Below are 14017 nucleotides of genomic sequence, written 5' to 3' on the forward strand. Positions count from 1 at the left end.
GTGCATGGACAACCTCCAAAGTGCATGCAACCCTTATCTCCATGGCGACCGTTCAGATCCGAGACGTACCCGACGACGTTCACCGGGCACTCCGGGCACGGGCGGCGGCGGCCGGGGTCTCGCTCTCGGACTACGCCCGGGACGTGCTCGGCCGCGCGGCTTCGCGTCCGACGGCCGCCGAGCTGGCCGCCCGGGTCGCGGCGCGCGGGGTGGTACAGCCCTCCGAGCCGTCGGAGGACACGGTGCGCGCGCTGCGCGAGCACGGCGAGTGACCGTCTTCGACACGTCGGTGGTCGTGGACCTGCTGCTCGGGTCCGGGGCGGCACCCCAGGCCACCGCTCTGCTCGAAGCCGGTCCCGCCGCCGCACCCGACGTGCTCACGTTCGAGGTCGTCGCGGTGCTGCGGCGCCTGGCCCTGAGGGGTGACGCGTCGGAGGATCGCCTGGCCGGGGCCGTGGCCGACTTCGGCGACCTGGCGATCGATCACTATCCGTCGCTGCCGCTCCGGAGCCGCGCATGGAGCCTGCGCGAGAACGCGACCGTCGCGGACGCGTTGTTCGTCGCCCTGGCCGAGTCGTTGGGGGAGCCGTTGGCCACCAAGGACGAGGGCCTGGCGACCGTGGCCGAGCGGTTCGCCGGTGTCGAGGTCGTGCGCCTCGGCGCCGGGCGCGCCCGCTAGGACCTACACCTAGACGGTCGCGCCAGGCGCGTGCGCCGCGGCGCCGGCGTCGGCCAGCTCGCTCGCGACGCCGAACACCGTGTCCTGCCCGAAGCAGTTCCACGGGTCCGCGAGCACCGCGCCGGGGGCTGCGAGGTCCGCGATCCGGGCCAGGACGGCCGGGTCCTTCCACGCGGAGTGGTTCGTCGCCAGCACGATCGCGTCGGCGTCGGCGACGGACTCCGCGAGGGTGAGCGTCGAGGACGGGCTGTGCGGGTCGTGCGCGGCGACGAGGGCCAGCTCGCGTTCGAGCAGGCGCATGAGCTTGAAGCTCAGCGAGTCGCGCTCGTCGTCCGTGTCGCCCTTGAACGCCAGGCCGAGGACGGCGATCTTGCGCCCGCGGAGCGTGCCGTTGTCGAGACGGCGCTTCAGGCCGTCGACGAGGAACAGGGGGACGGACTCGTTCACCCGCGAGACGGCGAGCAGCATGCCGGGGGCGGGGGAGCGCTCCTCGGAGAACGTGAAGTCCTTGCGCAGGCACGTGCCGGCGGTCATGCCGGGGAGCTTCATCCCGCCGCGCGGGTAGTCCCGGTTGATGAGGTCGATGACCTCGAAGACGTTGGCGCCGTACTGCTCGCACTCCATCATCAGCCGGTTCGGCAGCGCGAACATCGTGTAGCGGAGGATGTTGGTCCAGATCTTGGCCAGCTCGGCCTCGATCGGGCTGGTCTGCACGATCGGGGCGCCGAGGGCGCGGAACGGCTCGGCGGCGACCTCGCCGGAGCCTTCGCCGTAGCCGCCGACGATGCACGGCAGGGTGCTGATCTCTGCGAAGAACCGCGAGGCGGCGATCCGCTCGGGCACGTGCGCCACGAAGAGGTCGCGTCCGACGGTGAACCCGCGGTGCATCTCGAGGTAGCCCGCGACGAACTCGGTCGTGCCCGGGGCGATCGTCGAGCGCAGGACGATGCAGTGCCCCTCGCGCAGGTGCGGGAGCAGGTCGTCGAGGACGCTGCGGATCTGGCCGACGTCGATCTCGATGTGGCTGAAGGACGGCGTGCCGAGCGTCAGGACGATGTGCTTGGCCCGGGCGGCCTCGGCGACGTCGCCGGTGACGCGGAACGACCCGTCGCCCTGGACGCGCTCGAGGATCTCCTCCGCCCCCGGCTCCTCGAACGGCATGCGGCCGTCCTGGACGGCGGAGACGATCTCCGCGTTGTTGTCCACGCCGACGGTGCGTAGGCCCTGGTTTGCGAAGGCAAGAGCGAGGGGGAGGCCCACCCGCCCGATGCCGACGACGGCGACGTCGAGATCCACGAGAGGGAGGCTAGCGCCCGGCGTGGGTGACCGAGCGCCCACGCAGGGTTCGCGGCGACCGCGGGGGCGGGCCGTCGAGCACCACGGGGGCGACGGGCTGGCCCGACGTCCGCTGGCGGAGCAGCTGCGTGCCGAAGCGCAGCACGAAGAGCGGGTTGTAGCGCGCGTAGCGCTTCCACAGGCGCCGGGGCTCCTGGACCAGGCGGAAGAGCCATTCCAGGCCGGCGCCCTGCAGCACGGCGGGGGCCTGTGGCACCAGGCCGGCGTGGAAGTCGAACGCCGCGCCGACGCCGATCAGCACCGGGGCGTCGAGGCGGGGCCGCATGGCGGCCATCCACTTCTCCTGCTTCGGCACGCCGATGCCGACCCACACGACGTCCGCGCCGGAGTCGTTGATCTCGTCGACGACGCCCTGCTCCTCCTGCTCCGTGAGCGGGCGGAACGGGGGCGACCAGCCGCCGACGATCTGCAGGCCCGGGAACCGGCGCCGGAGGTTGGCGGCGAGCGTGTCGAGCGCATCCCCGTCGCGGCCGCCGTAGAGGTAGATCCGCGTGCCGTGCTCCGCCGCGTGGGCGCAGTGGCGCTCCATCAGCGTGGGGCCGTAGACGCGGTTGGGCTGCTCGTGCCCGAGCAGGTTCATCGCCCAGACCAGCGGCTGGCCGTCCGGGACGGTGAGGGAGGAGCCGAGCACGGCGGCGCGCAGCTCGGGGTCCTCCTGGCAGGCCATGACGGTGTGCGTCGCGGCGACGCAGACGTAGCCCTGGCGGCGCGTGGCGATCATCGCGTCGATCCACGACACGGTGCGCTCGTAGGTCGTGAGGGCCATCGGGATCCCGACGACCTCGACCTGCGGAGGAGGTGTGGCGAGTGCGAGGAGGACGTCCTCGCGAGTGACCTGCTGATCGTGATCGTGCATGGTGGGGGTGAGGCGCTGCGGGATGGGACGATCCCGTCTCTACGGCTCAACGGGTACGAACCCGTGGCTCCTGCAGAAGTTGCGCCGTCCGCGAAATGCTACCGGGCGTCTCCGTCGCGACGTGTGGTGCACGTCCGGATGCAAGCCGGGCCCCGGGGGCGTTCGGTGCCGGGGGCAGGATCCACGCGCTTCGGCCCCACGCCCCGGCCGCGTCGTCGCGGGTCCGGATACCCTGCGCCGGGATGCTGCGCGAGCCGTCCCGGGACGTCCGATGACCCGCCGGGTCCTGATCACCGGCGTGACCGGCCAGGACGGCGGGTACCTGGCCGAGCACCTCCTCGCCGCCGGCGACGAGGTCGTCGGCACGGTGCGCGCCACGGACGGGGCGCTGGAGCGCGCCGGCCTGGGGCACCTGGCGGGCGACGTGCGGCTGCTGCCGCTCGACCTGCGCGACCCCGACGCCGTGCGCCGGACGGTCGCCACCGCCGACGCTGACGAGATCTACCACCTCGCCGCGCCGACGTTCGTGCCGGACTCGTGGGACGACCCGACCGAGGTGACGCAGGCCATCGTCACCGGCACGGCCGCGCTCCTGGCGGCGGCCGGCGCGCGCGAGGGCACCCGGGTGCTCGTCGCGAGCTCGAGCGAGATCTTCGGCGACGCCGGCGTCTCCCCCCAGGACGAGTCGGCGGCGACACGCCCCCGGAGCCCCTACGGCGTGGCGAAGCTCGCCGCGCACGGCCTGGTCCGCACGCTGCGCGAGCGCCACGACCGGCACCTCGTGTCCGCCGTCACCTTCAACCACGAGTCGCCCCGGCGGCCCGAGCGGTTCCTGCCCCGCAAGGTCACGGCCGGGGTGGCCGCGATCGCCACCGGGCGGGCGGACGAGATCACGCTGGGCGACCTGCGCGCCGTGCGCGACTGGTCGCACGCCAAGGACGTGGTGGCGGGCATGGTGCTCGCGCTGCGCCACGAGACGGCCGACGACTACGTGCTGGCCTCGGGCGTGCCCCACACCGTGGGCGACCTGGTCGACGCGGCGTTCCGCGCGGCCGGCGTCGAGCGCCACGTGACGACGGAGTCCGGGGAGCCCCGCGACCGGGTCGTCGTGAACCCGGCGTTCGTGCGCCCGCCCGAGCGCTGGGCGCCCGTGGGCGACCCGACCCGCGCCCGCGAGGTCCTGGGCTGGCGCCCCGCCTACACGTTCGACGCGCTCGTGGCCGAGATGGTCGCCGCCGACCTCGAGCGGCTCGGGTCCTGATCCCGTGCGCGTCGCGCTCAACCTGATCTACCTCGTTCCCGGCGAGACGGGCGGCATGGAGGTCTACGCCCGCGAGCTGCTGCCGCGCCTCGCCGCGCTCGACGGCGTGGAGCCCGTGGCGATCGTCAACCGCGTCGCCGCCGCGGACGAGGCTGCGCCCTGGAACGGGGTCGTGGAGTCCGTGGTCGCCCCCGTCGACGCCCGCGACCGCAAGCAGTGGATCTGGGGCGAGCAGCGCCACGTGCCCCGCCTGGCCACGCAGCTCGGCGCCGACCTGATCCACAGCCTCGCCTCGACCGGCCCGGGACGCCTGGCCGGCGGCCCGCCGAAGGTCACCACGGTCCACGACCTGCACTACGCGGTGGCGCCCGACGCGCACTTCGGCATGCGCGGCCTGGGCATGCGGGTGCTTGTGCCTGCCGCCGTCCACGCGTCGCGGCGGATCGTCGCCGACTCGCAGGCGACGAAGGACGACATGGTCCGCATCCTCGGCACGCCCGAGGACACGATCGACGTGGTGCACCTGGCCACCACGCTGCCGGGGGAAGGCTTCGTGCCCACGCCGGAGGACGACCTGCGCCGCCGGCTGGGGCTGGGCGATCGCCCCGTGATCCTGTCGATGGCGGCGAAGCGGCCGCACAAGAACGTCGAGGGCCTGATCGACGCGCTCGCGGGCATCCCGGTCGAGCGCCGGCCGCTGCTCGTCGTGCCGGGCTACGCCACGGAGCACGAGCCGTCGCTGCTCCTGCGCGCCGCGGCGCGCAACGTGGGGGACGACGTGCTGTTCCCCGGCTGGCTCTCGCGCGCCGACGTGGAGGGCCTGTGGCGCCTGTGCGTGGCGCACGTGTTCCCGTCGTTCTACGAGGGCTTCGGCCTGCCCGTGCTCGAGGCGATGGCGCGCGGGGTGGCGGGGGCGTGCGCCGACCGGGCGTCCATGCCCGAGGTCGCCGGCGGGGCGGCGCTGCTGTTCGACCCCGACGACACCGGGGCCATCCGCACGACGATCGAGCGCCTGACCGCCGACGAGGTGCTGCGCCGCGACCTCGGCGAGCGCGGCCTGCTCCGTGCCCGGGACTTCTCGTGGGAGCGCGCCGCGCGGCAGACAGCGGACGCCTACGGGCGGGCGCTGGCCGGCGCGTAGCCGGCGGACACGACGCTCAGCGACGCGTCCATGGAGAGGCGCGCGGCGTTCTCGGCGTACCACGCCCGGGTGGCGGCGCGGAGGCCCTCGCCGCCCGCGTGGCAGGCGACGATCGCGGCGCCGATGGCTTCGCCGGTGGGCTCGGCGGCGACGTGGCCGTTGCGGCCCTCGTCGACGAGCTCGACCGCGGCGTTGTCGGCGCCCTCGACCACCACGACGGGCACGCCGTGGGCGGAGGCTTCGACGACGACGAGCCCGTAGCCCTCGCGCGACGACGGCTGCACGAGGCACGTGGCGGTGCGCATGGCCTCGTCGAGCACGGCGTTGTCGACGAACCCGGGCATCTCGACGACGTCCTGCAGGCCCAGCTCGACGATGCGCGCGGCGACGCGCTCGGCCTCGGGCCCGGCCCCGAAGATCCGGCCCCGCAGCTCGGGGACACGCTCCCGGGCGGCCGCGATCGCGTCGACGACGAGCCAGGCCCGCTTCTCCGGGATCATCCGGCCGGCGTAGACCACCGTCGGCGGGTCGGCGGGCGGCGCGGGAGGGGCGGCCTCGAGCGTCCCCCCGTGCATGCCGGTGAGGAACGTGACGCCGCCGCGCAGGCCGAGCTCGCCGAGGCGGCGGGAGTAGAGGCGGCTGAAGGCGTAGGCTGTCTGCGGCATCCACGCGCAGAGCCGCTGCACCGTCCACCCGACGCGGCCACCGAGCCGGCCGAGGTACCCGCGCCAGTACTCCAGGCTCCAGACCTCGAACCAGTCGACGGTCACGCCGTAGCGGCCGATCGGCCGCGCGACCTCGGCGGCCAGGAGCGAGAAGTACGGGAACGACGAGGTGTGGACGACGTCGTAGTCCCGGCCGTGGCGCAACAGGTGCGCGAGCACGCCGGCGCCGAAGCGCAGCGGCGGGGCGATCCGGCGGTTGCCGTCGGCGTAGAGCTCCATCCGCGGGCCGACGGGGATGACGGCGACGCCGGGGATGTCGGGCTCGTCGCCCGGGTCCCACTGCGTGAGCGTCAGGTACGTGACGTCGTGGCCGTCGGCCACGAGCCGCTCCGCGAGGCCGCGGTACCACCGCTCCCCGCCCCCCACCGTCCAGGGGTAGAGGCAGTCGTAGACGAGGCAGATGCGCATGGCGTGCTGGCGCGGCTCGCTCCGCCCGGGCGGGGCGGGGGCCCGCCCCGGCCGAGCGGGCCGGGGGCGGGACCGCGCCGTGGCGTTACTTCGAGAGCAGCTCGAGGTCGGCGCGGGTCATGAGGCGGATGAGCTCCTCGAAGCTCGTCTCCGGGACCCAGCCGAGGTCCTTCTTCGCCTTTGCCGGGTCGCCGATGAGCAGGTCGACCTCGGCCGGGCGCACGAACTGCGGGTCGATCTCGACGTACTGCTCCCAGTCGCCCAGGCCGGCCTCGTCGAAGGCGACCTGCACGCACTCACGGACCGTGTTGGTCTGGCCGGTGGCGATGACGTAGTCCTCGGCCTTGTCCTGCTGCAGCATCAGCCACATCGCCTTGACGTAGTCCTTGGCGTAGCCCCAGTCGCGCTTGGCGTCGAGGTTGCCCAGCGCGAGCTTGTCGCGCTGGCCGAGCTTGATCGCGGCGGCGTGCCAGGTGATCTTGCGGGTGACGAACTCCAGGCCACGGCGCGGGGACTCGTGGTTGAAGAGGATCCCCGACGTGGCGTGCAGCCCGTAGGACTCGCGGTAGTTGACGGTGATGAAGTGGCCGTAGACCTTCGCCACGCCGTACGGCGAGCGCGGGTAGAGCGGCGTGTCCTCGTTCTGCGGGACCTCGCGGACCTTGCCGAACATCTCCGACGAGGACGCCTGGTAGAAGCGTGCCTCGGGCGCGGCCTCGCGCATCGCCTCGAGCACGCGGGTGACGCCGACGCCGGTGAAGTCGGCCGTCAGCGTGGGCTGCACCCAGGACAGGCCGACGAAGCTCATCGCGGCCAGGTTGTAGATCTCGTCCGGGTTCGCCGCGCGCATCGTGTCGACGAGCGAGCGCTGGTCGAGCAGGTCGCCCTGGTGCAGCGTGACCTTGTCGCGCAGGTGCTCGATGCGGTCGAACTTCTCCGTCGACGCTCGGCGGACCATGCCGTGGACCTCGTACCCCTGCTCGAGCAACAGCTCGGCGAGGTAGGAGCCGTCCTGGCCGGTGATCCCGGTGATGAGGGCGCGCTTCGGCATGACGGGCAGACTAGGGGACGAGGGCGAAACCCGGCGGCGTGGAACGCCAGGCGGCCCCCGGGCGCGGTGCTCCCGGGGCGGCCACTAGCCTGCCTGCCGTGAGATTCGTGATCGACGCACGCGCCGCAGCGGAGGTGCCGGCCGGACGTGGCCGGTACATCCGCGAGCTCCTGATCGCGATGGCCGCGCGCGACGACGACCACGAATACGAGCTGCTGGCGCGCGAGCCGTGGACCGCGCTGCAGCGTGACGCGCGTTTCGGCTGGCGAACGGTGGCCGGTCGCGATCCGGGCTGGGCCCTGGCCGCGGCCCGCTCCGCCCGGCATGGCGACGCCCTGCTCTCCACGGCGTCGTACCTCCTTGCCGCCGCCAGCCCGGTGCCGACGGTCGCGACGGTCTTCGACCTCGTGGCGTTCGATCCCGAGACCTCGCCGCCGCTCGGGGCGCTGGCGGAGCGGGCCACGCTGCCACTCGCCCTGCGCCGGAACACCACGTTCGCCTGCATCTCGGAGGCGACGAAGCACGAGCTCACAGCACGATTCCCGTCGGCGGCGGCCCGCGCGACCGTCACCCCGCTGGGCGTGGACCAGACCTTCGCCCGCCGTGCAGCGGCACGGACCGATGTCATCGCCCGACTGGGACTGCCCGACCGCTACGTGCTGTCGGTCGGGACCCGCGAGCCCCGCAAGAACCTCGTACGGGCGATCGACGCGTTCGTCGGGCTGCCCGAGGCCGTGCGCGACGGCCGGCGGCTCGTCGTCGCCGGCCACCGGGGCTGGCAGGACGAGGACATCGACCGGGCGATCGACGGCGCCGGCGAGCTCGTGCACGTCACCGGGTTCGTCGAGGACGACGACCTGCCTGCGGTCTACGCCGCCGCCGACGCCTTCGTCTACGCCTCGTTCCACGAGGGGTTCGGACTGCCGGTGCTGGAGGCCATGGCCGTCGGCACGCCGGTCATCACGTCGAACGTCTCGAGCCTGCCGGAGGTCGCCGGCGACGCGGCCGTGACGGTCGACCCGCGTTCCGTCGCGGCCATCCGCGACGGGTTGGCCGGGGTGCTCGCCGACCCGGACCGCGCCGCGGACTTCGGCCGGCGCGGCCGGGCCCGGGCGGCGGAGTTCACGTGGGCGCGCACGGCCGCGGTCACCCTCGCGATGCTCGTCGCCGCGGCGGAGGGTCACTGATGCGCGTCGCGCTCAACCTGCTGGCGTTCGGGCCGCAGGCCGGCGGCGTCGGTCGGTACGCCCGAGAGCTGGCCCCCGCGATGCTCCAGGAGCGCGAGGACCTCGAGCTCCACCTCGTCGCCTCCGCGGACGCTCCCGCGTGGGTGACCGCGCTGGCGGCCCACCCGCGGGTCGGCATCACCCGGCTGCGGACGACGAGCGCGCGTCCGCAGCTGCTCTATCCCGCCCAGCTCGGGGCGCTGGCCGACCTCGCGCGCCGCGCGGGGTGCGACGTCGTCCACGGGCCCGCCAACTTCGTGCCGCTCGTCGGCGGGACGCCGACCGTCGCCACGATCCACGACGTCATGTGGATCGAGCACGCGGCGCTCAGCGGGTTCAGCCCGGTGGCCGCCAACGTGTGGCGCAGCCTCACGTGGCTGTCGGCGCGGGCGGCCGACGTCGTGGTCGCCGACACGCAGGCGACGGCGGCCGACCTCGTGCGGCTGTTGGGGGTGGCGCCGGACAAGATCGACGTCGTGCTGCTCGGCGCGGGCATCGACGTGGGTGCCGATGCCACTCCGGCGGCCGAAGCTCGGGCCCGGTTCGGCATCAAGCGCGGTCGGGTGCTGCTCAGCGTGGGACAGAAGCGACCGCACAAGAACCTCGAGACGGTCATTCGTGCGCTCCCGTCGGTCCCCGACGACGTCGTCCTCGTGGCGCCAGGGGCCGACGGCGGGCACGGCCGCGAGCTCGAGGCGCTTGCGGCCGAGCTCGGCGTCGCCGACCGGGTCCGCCTGCCGTCCTGGGTCGACGACCGCGACCTCGAGGGCCTCTACGACCTGGCGGCGGTCGACGTCCAGATGTCGCGCCTCGAGGGGTTCGGGCTGCCGGCGCTCGAGGCGATGCAGCGGGGGGTGCCGACCGTCGTGTCGACCACCCCGGCGCTGCTCGAGGCGGTGGGCGACGCCGCCACGGTGGTGGACACGGAGGACCACGCGGGGGTCGCCGCCGCGGTCAACCGGATCCTGGACGACGACGCGTGGGCGGCCGACCTGCGGGAGCGGGGCCGAGCGCGGGTCGCAGAGCTGACGTGGCGTCGCACGGCGCAGGGCACGCTCGCCGCCTACGACCGGGCCCGCGCCGTGGCCGCGCGCTGACGGCGCGCTCGCTGCGCCTCAGCGCGTCGCGAGCACGCGGTCGTACGCCGCGGCGAGGCGGTCCGCCGCCGCCTGCACGGAGAACTCGCGCACGCGCTCGGGGTCGCGCACCCGGTGCGGGCTCGCACCGTCCTGAGCGAGCAGGCCCGTGCCCAGGGCGTCGGCCAGCCCGACCCAGTCGCCGGGCGCCACGTACGTGGCCTCGGGCCCCGCGACCTCGGGGATGGCGCCGGACGTGGTCGTGACGATGGGCAGCCCGGCCGCGTGCGCCTCGGCCAGCACCATGCCGAACTGCTCCTCCCACGACCAGATCGGCATGCTCCCGAGCCACAGTGCCGAGGCCGAGGAGTAGACCCCCGGCATCTCGTCGTACGGGACGAACGACCGGAGCGTGACGCGGTCGGCGATCCCCAGCTCGGCGGCGTAGCTCCGCAGCCGCTCGTCCTCGGGGCCCGAACCCACGATGACCACCCGCGGCAGCCGCGGGGCGCCGCGACGCTGCAGGAGCGCGACGGCGCGAAGCAGGTCCTGGTGCCCCTTCTCCCACACCAGGCGGCCGGCGGAGAGCACGACGGGGTCGCCGTCGCTCGTGGGGCCCGCGGGTCGGAACCGCGCCGTGTCGACGCCGGGGGCGCAGATCTCCAGCCGGTCGGGCGTCACGCCCTCGACGAGCAACGCGTCTCGCGCTCGGGCCGTGGCGGGCAGGAAGAGGTCGGTGTGGCGCAGCACCGCCCGTCGGTACGGGCGGGTGCGGATGTTGCGGTACGCGTCGGCGAACGGCAGCGTCTCCCACACGTTCGCGACCAGTCGGTACCCGAGCCGATCACGCAGCTTGGCGGCCTGCGCCGAGTACCAGTAGCCGAGCTCCTGGGTGTGCACGATGTCGGCGCCGCGGAGCGTCTCCTCGAGCCCGACGTAGCGGTCGCCCGGCAGCCGGGTCAGCAGGTCGCCGACGCGGCCACGGGGCATCACGTCGCGCAGGGTGCGGATCGGTGTGCGCTGCAACCCCAGGCCGTCCGTGGCGAAGCCGTCGCCGCGCAGCGGTTGCGGGACGACGACGTCGAAGCGGTCCTCCAAGAGGGTCCACGGACGGAGCTCCCAGGGGTTCGCCTGGTGCCCTCGGAGGATGACGACGCGAGCGCGAGGCGACACGCGGCGAAGCCTACGGCGTGGGTCGCCGGTGCGACCCCTCGCCGCACCGCCCTCAGCGGATGAGCGTGGCCTCGATGTTGGACGCCGGGAAGATGCGGCCGAAGGGAGAGCCCTCGAACCACCGCTGACGGGCGGGGGAGCGGTTCGCCCACGGCTCGACCGCGTAGTTCCACGGGAGGCCGCGGTAGCGGTGAAACACGAGCTTCGTGCTCTCCAGGCGCGCGAACTTGAACTCGAAGTAGTGCGGCCACGTGGTGAACGGGGTCTCGGTGCAGAAGAACCCCATCGTCTCGACGGAGAAGCCCGTGACGTGGGTGGGATCGACCCAGAGCGACGACGACGTGAAGTGCGGCGAGCTCATCCACAGCCGCGCCCCGGGCCGCATGACGCGGTGGAGCTCGCGCATGAGCGGGATCAGCTCGACGTGCTCGAGCACGTCCTTGGCCACGACCTCAGCGACGGAGCCGGTCTCGAACGGGAGCGGCATGACGTTCAGGTCGTGCACCACGTCGACGCCGGGCAGCGGAGCCGAGTCGACGTTGACGTACCCGGGGCGGATGTCGTTGCCGCAGCCGATGTTCAGGCGGATCTCGGTCATCGGCAGGGCACCGTGGCGCGAGGGCGGGGAGCGGTCATTGCCGGAAGCGTAGACGCGACGCCGCCGGCGCCGGGCCGTGCGCAGGCGGCGAGGCCGCGCCGGGTACCCTCGCTCGTCGTGTCCGACCCGCCCTCGACGCCCGACGCCACCGACGTGCTCGACGCCGGCGGCGGTGCGGGCGACCGCGTCATCTCCGGCGGCACCCTGCGCATCGCGTTCTACGCGCTCGGTTCGCTCCTCGCCGTGGCGTCCACCGCGTTCGTCTCCCGCCACCTCGGCATCGCGGCGTTCGACGGGTTCGCGACCGTCCTGTCGCTGACGGCGGTCGCGCTGCTGGTCACGGACTTCGGGCTCGCGGCCCTGGGCGTGCGCGAGTACGTGGCGCGGACGGGCGAGGACCGTGCGCACGTCATGGCCGTCCTCGTGGCCCTGCGGCTGCTGCTGATGGTGCTCGCCACCGTCGCGATGCTCGTCTTCGCCCTGCTCAGCGGGTTCTCGAGCACGCTCGTGGCCGGTACGGCCGTGGCCGGCGTCGGCCTGATCGTGCAGGCCGTCCCGGCGACCTACAGCCTGCCGCTGGCGGCCACGCTGCGGCTGGGCTGGGTCGGCGCGATCGACTTCATCCGCCAGGCGGTGCAGGCCGTCGGACTGATCGTGCTCGTGCTGCTCGGGGCGGGCACCGTGCCGCTCCTGGGATCGATGGTCCCCGCAGGCCTCGTGTCGTTGGCCGTCGCCGCCTGGGTCGCCCGGGGGCTAGCGCCCTTGTGGCCGCGCTGGGATTGGCGCGAGATGACGAGCCTGCTGAGGATGGCGATGAGCTACGCCATCGGCACGAGCATCGGGTCGATCTACGCCTACGTCGCCCAGATCGTCACCCACCTGTCGACGACGGAGCACGAGAGCGGGCTCTTCGCCCTGTCGTTCCGCGTCTTCTCCGTGATCGTGGCCGTGGCGATCATCGCCGTCGGCAGCGCCTACCCGATCCTCACGCGCGCGGCGGGCGACGACCCGGAGCGGTTCGGCTACGCGGGGACCCGGCTCTACGAGGGCATCGTGCTCATCGGGCTGCTGGCGGCCGTGGGAATCGGCGTCGGCGCGCCGGCGATCGTCGAGATCCTCGGCGGCCCGGAGTTCCGCGACGCGGTGGACGTCGCCCGGTTGCACGCGGCCGCCATCCCCGGGTCGTTCGCCGTCGCCGCCGGGTCGTTCCTGCTGCTGGCAACGCGGCAGCACCGCACGCTCTTGCGCATCAACGTGGGGGTGCTGACCGTGAGCATCGTCCTCACCGCCGCCATGGCATCGGCCTGGGGAGCCGATGGCGCCGCGGCCGCGATGGTGCTCACGGAGTACGGGCTCGCGGCGGCCTTCTTCGTCGCGCTCCGCCGGGGCGGCCACGGCGTGTCGTTCGGCCAGCGCCCGCTGGTGTCGCTGATCGTTGCGGCGGGGGCCTCGATCGCTGCGGCCGCCGCTCTCGCCACACTGGTCGGCGGCGTCGCGGTGACCGCCGTCTGGGCGGCGGTCGCCTGCGTCGTCTTCCTCGGCGTCGCGCTCGCCACAGGAGGCGTGCCCGCCGAGATCACCGCGGTGGTGCGGGCTCGGCTGGGACGCTAGACCAGCGGAGAGATGTCGGCACGCCGGTAGAGCAGGTCGAACGGGCTCAGCCGCCGGTCGACGACATACCGCTCCCCCAGCGCGGCGGTCACCGCCGCGACCGCTGCGTCGTCGCGGACCTCGACGACGGCCCACTTGGGAGCGTGCCTCTGCAGGTCGAGGCCCGCGAGCGCGGGGACCTCGTAGCCCTCGATGTCGAGCGACAGCAGGTCGAGCTCCGAGATCCCTGCGTCGTCGAGGACGGAGGAGAGCGTGCGCGCCGGGACGTCGACGTCGTAGGGCTCTTCGAGTCCCAAAGCCGACACCTGGGCGGACCAGGAGAGGTCGTCCTCATCCGCGATGTGCGTGCCCGCTACGACGGACATCAGGCCGCCGTAGCGCATGGAGATCGTGCCGCCGACATGGTCGGCGGGCACGAGCGCGGCTTCGAACACCTGCGCGTCGCGGTTGCGTCGGGCCTCGGCCGCCAGGTGGGGGATGGGCTCGACCAACACGCCCTTCCATCCGTGGAAGCGCTCGAGCAGGTACGTGTTGCTCTGCTCGAAGCCGTCGTTGCCGCCGGCCTCGAGGAACGTGCCGCCGTCCGGAAGCAACGCTGCGAGCGTCACGTCCATGTCGTAGAGCGCCGGACGGGAGAGGGCCTGGCTGCCCGTGCTCTCCTCCTTGATCCGCCGACGCCGCTTGGCCGCGCGGCGCTGGCGGATGTAGGTCTGGCGCCAGCTCGAAGGCAAGTGCTGCACGGCAGACGCCGCCACGCGCACGTGCACCGGCAACTCCGGCGACTGCGGTTCAGGGGTAGGCATCTTGCGGACCGTAACCCGTTCTGTGACGGGCGGGCTGCGCGGTGTGGCCAATA

The 14017-nt window shown here is 73.6% G+C and carries 14 protein-coding genes; 7 read left to right on the forward strand and 7 right to left on the reverse strand.

Annotated features, from left to right (window positions below; translation table 11 throughout):
- The first annotated feature begins 41 nt into the window (after positions 1-41).
- Both F593_RS0111610 and F593_RS24595 read left to right on the forward strand, forming a co-directional pair.
- On the forward strand, positions 42-272 hold the full coding sequence (locus tag F593_RS0111610; RefSeq protein WP_022928923.1) for a FitA-like ribbon-helix-helix domain-containing protein: 231 nt from the start codon (positions 42-44) through the stop codon (positions 270-272).
- Positions 269-679: a type II toxin-antitoxin system VapC family toxin gene (locus F593_RS24595; RefSeq protein ID WP_022928924.1), complete on the forward strand. Its 411-nt coding sequence runs from the start codon at positions 269-271 to the stop codon at positions 677-679. The genes F593_RS0111610 and F593_RS24595 overlap by 4 nt, the downstream gene beginning before the upstream one ends.
- Positions 680-688: 9 nt before the next feature.
- On the opposite strand, the gene F593_RS0111620 is transcribed toward F593_RS24595, so the two are convergent.
- Complete coding sequence (locus tag F593_RS0111620; RefSeq protein WP_022928925.1) at positions 689-1975, reverse strand: nucleotide sugar dehydrogenase; 1287 nt, start codon at positions 1973-1975, stop codon at positions 689-691.
- Between the two features lie 10 nt (positions 1976-1985).
- A complete protein-coding gene (locus F593_RS0111625) occupies positions 1986-2891 on the reverse strand; it encodes a WecB/TagA/CpsF family glycosyltransferase (protein WP_022928926.1) in 906 nt (301 codons plus the stop codon).
- A 271-nt stretch (positions 2892-3162) separates the two neighbouring features.
- On the opposite strand from F593_RS0111625, the gene F593_RS0111630 reads away from it, so the two are divergent.
- Together F593_RS0111630 and F593_RS0111635 are read left to right on the forward strand one after the other, a co-directional pair.
- Positions 3163-4152 (forward strand): GDP-mannose 4,6-dehydratase, encoded by a 990-nt coding sequence (locus tag F593_RS0111630; RefSeq protein WP_022928927.1) that lies wholly within the window; start codon positions 3163-3165, stop codon positions 4150-4152.
- A 4-nt stretch (positions 4153-4156) separates the two neighbouring features.
- Complete coding sequence (locus F593_RS0111635) at positions 4157-5293, forward strand: glycosyltransferase family 4 protein (protein WP_022928928.1); 1137 nt, start codon at positions 4157-4159, stop codon at positions 5291-5293.
- Here F593_RS0111635 and F593_RS0111640 read toward each other — a convergent pair.
- A complete protein-coding gene (locus F593_RS0111640; protein ID WP_022928929.1) occupies positions 5266-6426 on the reverse strand; it encodes a glycosyltransferase family 4 protein in 1161 nt (386 codons plus the stop codon). The genes F593_RS0111635 and F593_RS0111640 overlap by 28 nt on opposite strands.
- Positions 6427-6511: 85 nt before the next feature.
- The gene (gmd, locus tag F593_RS0111645; RefSeq protein ID WP_022928930.1) at positions 6512-7477 is read right to left on the reverse strand and encodes a GDP-mannose 4,6-dehydratase; all 966 of its coding nucleotides are present in this window, start codon (positions 7475-7477) and stop codon (positions 6512-6514) included.
- A gap of 98 nt (positions 7478-7575) precedes the next feature.
- Here gmd and F593_RS0111650 point away from each other — a divergent pair, with 98 nt between their 5' ends.
- Both F593_RS0111650 and F593_RS0111655 read left to right on the forward strand, forming a co-directional pair.
- Entirely contained in the window at positions 7576-8664 is a 1089-nt protein-coding gene (locus F593_RS0111650) for a glycosyltransferase family 4 protein (protein ID WP_028721629.1), read from the forward strand.
- A complete protein-coding gene (locus tag F593_RS0111655; RefSeq protein WP_022928932.1) occupies positions 8664-9800 on the forward strand; it encodes a glycosyltransferase family 4 protein in 1137 nt (378 codons plus the stop codon). The genes F593_RS0111650 and F593_RS0111655 overlap by 1 nt, the downstream gene beginning before the upstream one ends.
- Positions 9801-9818: 18 nt before the next feature.
- Here the strand turns inward: F593_RS0111655 and F593_RS28270 are convergent, their stop codons facing one another.
- Positions 9819-10952, reverse strand: coding sequence for a glycosyltransferase (locus F593_RS28270; protein WP_022928933.1), 1134 nt, complete (start codon positions 10950-10952; stop codon positions 9819-9821).
- 52 nt (positions 10953-11004) lie between these two features.
- On the reverse strand, positions 11005-11550 hold the full coding sequence (locus F593_RS28275; RefSeq protein WP_022928934.1) for a class I SAM-dependent methyltransferase: 546 nt from the start codon (positions 11548-11550) through the stop codon (positions 11005-11007).
- A gap of 117 nt (positions 11551-11667) precedes the next feature.
- Here F593_RS28275 and F593_RS24610 point away from each other — a divergent pair, with 117 nt between their 5' ends.
- Entirely contained in the window at positions 11668-13161 is a 1494-nt protein-coding gene (locus tag F593_RS24610) for an MATE family efflux transporter (protein ID WP_022928935.1), read from the forward strand.
- Here F593_RS24610 and F593_RS28280 read toward each other — a convergent pair.
- Positions 13158-13964, reverse strand: coding sequence for an FkbM family methyltransferase (locus tag F593_RS28280; protein WP_084629925.1), 807 nt, complete (start codon positions 13962-13964; stop codon positions 13158-13160). The two genes, F593_RS24610 and F593_RS28280, sit on opposite strands and share 4 nt — an antisense overlap.
- Positions 13965-14017: the final 53 nt, after the last annotated feature.

Source organism: Patulibacter americanus DSM 16676 (assembly GCF_000420025.1).
Classification (GTDB): domain Bacteria; phylum Actinomycetota; class Thermoleophilia; order Solirubrobacterales; family Solirubrobacteraceae; genus Patulibacter; species Patulibacter americanus.